The sequence below is a fragment of the Candidatus Thiothrix phosphatis genome (assembly GCF_035668035.1).
Lineage (GTDB): Bacteria > Pseudomonadota > Gammaproteobacteria > Thiotrichales > Thiotrichaceae > Thiothrix > Thiothrix phosphatis.
Genome location: NZ_JAYMYJ010000157.1, coordinates 1,272 through 5,842 on the forward strand (window position 1 = coordinate 1,272; position 4,571 = coordinate 5,842).

Consider the following 4,571-nt stretch of genomic DNA (forward strand, 5'->3'; position numbering starts at 1 on the left):
CAAAGGCAAAGGCAAAGGCAAAGGCAAAGGCAAAGGCAAAGGCAAAGGCAAAGGCAAAACCGGGGCAGCGCCGTCCAGCTGCTAATGAAGTCGCAGATGCAGCTTAAACATAACGCATTTTTGTCTTGACTTTAGGGTCCACTTTAGTACTCTCGCGCTTTCTACCTTCTAATATACAGACTTGCAGTTGTAGATCACCAACTCACAGAAGGCATAGATAAGTAGGGAGAGGAAGAACATGAAAAAAAGCAGAAGTCTTAGTCTTACCGCGCTGACGGTTATCGTGGGTTCGCTGTCGTTTGCCCCGTTGGCACAAAGTGCGACCGTGTATTTCGTGTCGATAAATACGAGTGTGATCGCCGGCACCAACGCAGTAGTGGCATTGGATTTCCTCGACGGTGGCACACCATCCAATAGTGTCGTTATTTCGGGCTTTCTTACCGACGGGTCACTTGGCCTACAAACACCTACGGGTGATGTGAGCGGTACGTTACCGAGTACCGTAACATTGGCGGATTTCCAGTTCTTCAATGAACTCTTGACCGAAATGACGCTAGGGAACACGCTGGCTTTTCAGTTCGCAGCGACGGCGAATGCGCCCGACTTCGGTTCGGTACCCGATGCTTTCTCCATTTTTATGCTGGATCCGAACACTCTGCTGCCGCTATTCCCAACAAATGCCCCAACAGGCGCGGATGCGCTCCTTCAGTTCGATATTGATGGCAGCGAACCCAACGCCTACCTGGCATCGGGTGGTGAGGTCACAATGACAGTTGCTCAGGTTCAGCAGCAAGTGCCGGAACCAGGCTCGTTACTGCTCGCAAGCCTGATTCTTGCCGGCCTGTCTTGCCAACGGAGGCATCACGACTGGGCGGAGTCCCTGACAGGTCCGCATAGGCGACCGGAGCAGAGCCTTTCGCAATACGCATGAATCGCAAGGCAGGCCGCTGAAGGAGAGTGCAGTGATGAATCGACGCAGCTGGTTTGGACTTGTAAAGCTCATTCTGACCTTGGCCGGTTCGGCCGCGACCACGTGGACATGGGCCCAAGCCACCCAGGTGGACGTAACCAGTCAGGTCACCCTCACACGCTCCGGCTACGTCTATAACCGGAGTACCAACACATTTGACTCAACGGTGCGGCTGTCAGGCCAGGCGACCTCAATTCCGGGTCCCATTTCCTACGTGATAACGGGCATCGATCCCGCGTCGGTCACCTTGAGCAACGCCGCTGGCACAACGCCTGACGGAAAGCCCTATGTCAAGGTGCCAGTCGCTGCTGGAGGACTTGAGGCCGGGCAAAGCGTCTCTGTGGTGGTCAAGTTTGCTAACCCTAGTCGCGAGAAGTTTTCCTATACCTACCAGGTTCTGAGCAGAGGTACCGACATCGGAAAGTATGTCTCCTTTGGCGGGCCGCCTCCGATCTTAGCGGAATTGGACGCGCTTCCGAGAGATCCGGACACGGGTTTGCCGGTGCTTATAGGGTTGGCCGAGGGCTCGTTGCAGGTAGACGCAACTCTGCGAGACCCGATTACAGCGGTTGGGGCCTGCACCGGCTGGATTACCGCGTGCCTGAAACCGGGTGAGAGAGAACTGGACGATTGTGCTCGATCGGCTCCGCAATGTGCCACCAACACACCATGGTTAGAGAGTAGCGCCTGCTGCCCCGCCGCGTGTTTCGCCCAGTATAGAACGGCGCGGCTCGCTGGCATGCCACAGATCGCGACATTGATGCGAGTTTACGTCAATGATGGCAGTTGCTTCCCGCAATACAAAGGCCGGCGCTGACCGGGTGACGGAGGGCTACGATGAGCGTCTTGTTTTGCCGTGCAACACTGTTGATCTGGCTAGTAGGCGCCCTACTGATTCCAACAAATGCACTTGCCTGGGACTCGGGGTCTGAAGACAGTCCTGGCCCCATGGAGGCCCGAAACATCTGGGGGTGGATCTATTCGGCTGGACCTCGACCTTTCCACGACAATGAGCACGCGAGGTTGCTGCGAGAAGCGATTTTTAGGTCCGGGCTCCCGCTTGGCTTGGCTAGGGATCCTAGCGACCCTTTTAAACTTAGCGTTTACACCAAGGATGCCGTCGTTCCTGGTGTCGGGATTCCTACAGTTCATCCTTATCCCTTCCTTGCAGCTAATACTAAGCGGATACGGGCGTACACGATTCCGGGCTTTGCAGGGCTGCCGGATCACTCGTATTCGCTCGCGGATTGGGTAGCTGGGAATGAAACTTGCCCTCCGGGGACCACGTCGGGCGCACTCGATACCGCAGTGACTTGCCATACGTTTCAGTTTCACCTCGGACTGCTGAACTCCACGCATTTCGTTCCACAGTCTCAGAATACCTTCATCTACTATCACAATCTCGCTTTGACCAGGGCTGCCGAGTGTAAGCGCTTGTCGGATAGCTTCCAGTCAAGTCCCCTGTACACAACGGCAAAGTCACTACTCGACGAAATGAGCACCGAGTGTGAGAGAGAAGCGCTTTCGCTCGAAGCGATCGGCCAACACTTTTTACAGGATGCTTGGGCCATTGGCCACATGTGGGAGCGATGGGGATACCCGACCTTTGCCCAGTTTCCGGCTATTAATGACAGCGATCGGAGAATGCGAGCGCTAGCAGTGGGACTGATATCGGGCCTGATTCATGGTGCAGAATCCAAGACGCACCTACCTGACTTGATGAGTTACGGGCATAGTCATGACGTCGTTTGGGAGAAACCTGGCTATCCTATGCAGCCCTGGGGTATCGGTGATTTACATGCGAGCGAGTTGCTCCAGGATCCCCAATACGTGGACCAGCGCGAGTTTTTTCTTGACTGTAGTGCCTCCAGTTTACGCGAAGTCTATGCCGCAACGGGGATGATTTCGGGAAGCCTCGGGGCCGCAGCAGGAACTCGGCGTAATCCTATTTCCGAATGCTTCAACCAACGGGCAACGAACAGCGCGATCTTCCGCGGTCTTGGTCTAGACCCGCTCTTAGCAGCGCTCCTCACGCTTATAGCTAGACACACAACCGCGAGTCCTTATGGCGATGTCGTATCACCAGCCTTGGGTGACGAGATCCGTACCGACCTCGTGGCTATCACCGTCAACGCCGCTCTTATGAGCATCCTTTTCCCGAGCGAGACAGACCTTGCTGAGGGCGGATTAACAGACCCAGGCGTGTTCGTTGGATCTGAAAAGAACAGCGCCACCAACAGCGTTCCTCCGGCGAGTTACGCTGATCCGCCGCTGCCATGGCCCGGCAGTTCCGGGACGGGAACTCCAGATTGGGATCCGGCTCGGTGGATCGCCCGTGCATTCCACAAGGCGCACGTCAAGGATTTTTGCAGCAACAGTGAAACAGACTCGGCTACTCTGAAGCAGCGTGTTCAAGGGGCTTCAATCGTCGACCGGCCAATCGCATGCGAGATCTGCACTGAGTTTGTGTCAAGGCAGATGAGAGTCAATGGTCAGCCTTCGGTGTGCGAGGCTGCCGGCGTTCCAGCGAATTCGTTTACGGCACCCAACGGTGTCTCTAATCGGACGTCTGCTGCTGCTGACTATTGTGGATGCGGTTCCCATTCCCTTACTCTCTCAATCCGGGTGCTCAATGTCGGTACGTACCGTTATGATTGGGTTGGCGGGTATTCTTCAGAGCCAATGGGCATTGAATGTTTGTCAAACGACAGGGGTGATATTTCAGGCAGTTGCAGCGCAGAGTTTACTCACGGCAGTATAGTGAAACTCTTCAGTACTTGGCGGTTTGGTGAGGCTTGCGGTGTTGACTTTTCACATATGAGGGAATGCTCGTACTTGCCGCCGAACTTCACAGGGTGGAGCGGCGACTGCACTGGTAATCTGTCTTTTTCCGACGAGCTGACAATGGATAAGGACAGGAGGTGTACCGCCACCTTTACGTGGCCCATAGGCACTCCCTAATGCACAACTCATTCAGCTGCGCAGATATCGCATGGACTCGACTCCCAGGACAAGGTCTCTGAGTAAGCGGCTAGCAAAAAGTCATCCGACAATCAGAGCCAAAGCCATCGAGGATTTTACCGACATCGGCCTGAAGCCTCTCGGCGGTCCGGGCCTTGAAGGCCATCCACTCATATTTCATTTTGTGCAATAGCAATTCGATGCGGTTGAGTTCGGGGCTGTAGGGAGTCAGGAACATCAGCGTCGGTCCCGGTTGCTTCGGAAGAGCGAGCACAGGCTGAATGGCCTTTGCCTTGTGGATGAAAGCCTTGTCCAGAATGACCGTCAGCGGACCGCCGACGCTGTTAAGAAGCAGGCTGAGGAAACCGGCCAATGCGGCGTCGGTCGCGGCTTCCCAGAACCTGGCAGAGAACAGCGCGCCGGTCGATATCAAGGCCGCCAGCACATTCAGGCGCTTGCCACGTTCGGCCGTGATGAGGTGAGCTTTTCCTTTTTCGGTCCAGGCGTTCCGATTCGGCTGCGCGTGGGCGAAACCTGCTTCGTCGACGCAGGCCAGCTTGATTTCACCCTGCTTTGATTTCTCAGAGGTGGTTCGTCTATCCGGCACGAATCTTCCGCTTCAAGGCCCCGAACAGGCCAC

Annotated in this window: 3 protein-coding genes; 2 read left to right on the top strand and 1 reads right to left on the bottom strand. The window is 55.5% G+C overall.

Annotation, left to right across the window (positions count from 1 at the left end; translation table 11 throughout):
* Positions 1 to 238: 238 nt before the first annotated feature.
* Positions 239 to 931, top strand: coding sequence for an NF038129 family PEP-CTERM protein (locus tag VSS37_RS20525; RefSeq protein WP_046534997.1), 693 nt, complete (start codon positions 239 to 241; stop codon positions 929 to 931).
* 34 nt (positions 932 to 965) lie between these two features.
* Positions 966 to 1,787, top strand: a complete 822-nt coding sequence (locus tag VSS37_RS20530) for a hypothetical protein (RefSeq protein WP_046534996.1) — start codon at positions 966 to 968, stop codon at positions 1,785 to 1,787.
* 2,214 nt (positions 1,788 to 4,001) lie between these two features.
* Here the strand turns inward: VSS37_RS20530 and VSS37_RS20535 are convergent.
* Positions 4,002 to 4,538 (bottom strand): transposase, encoded by a 537-nt coding sequence (locus tag VSS37_RS20535; RefSeq protein WP_324698249.1) that lies wholly within the window; start codon positions 4,536 to 4,538, stop codon positions 4,002 to 4,004.
* Positions 4,539 to 4,571 lie beyond the last annotated feature (33 nt).

Bases quoted from the DNA above. Each gene is read 5' to 3' on its own strand.
- VSS37_RS20525 (WP_046534997.1), top strand. From the start codon at position 239: ATGAAAAAAAGCAGAAGTCTTAGTCTTACCGCGCTGACGGTTATCGTG.
- VSS37_RS20530 (WP_046534996.1), top strand. From the start codon at position 966: ATGAATCGACGCAGCTGGTTTGGACTTGTAAAGCTCATTCTGACCTTG.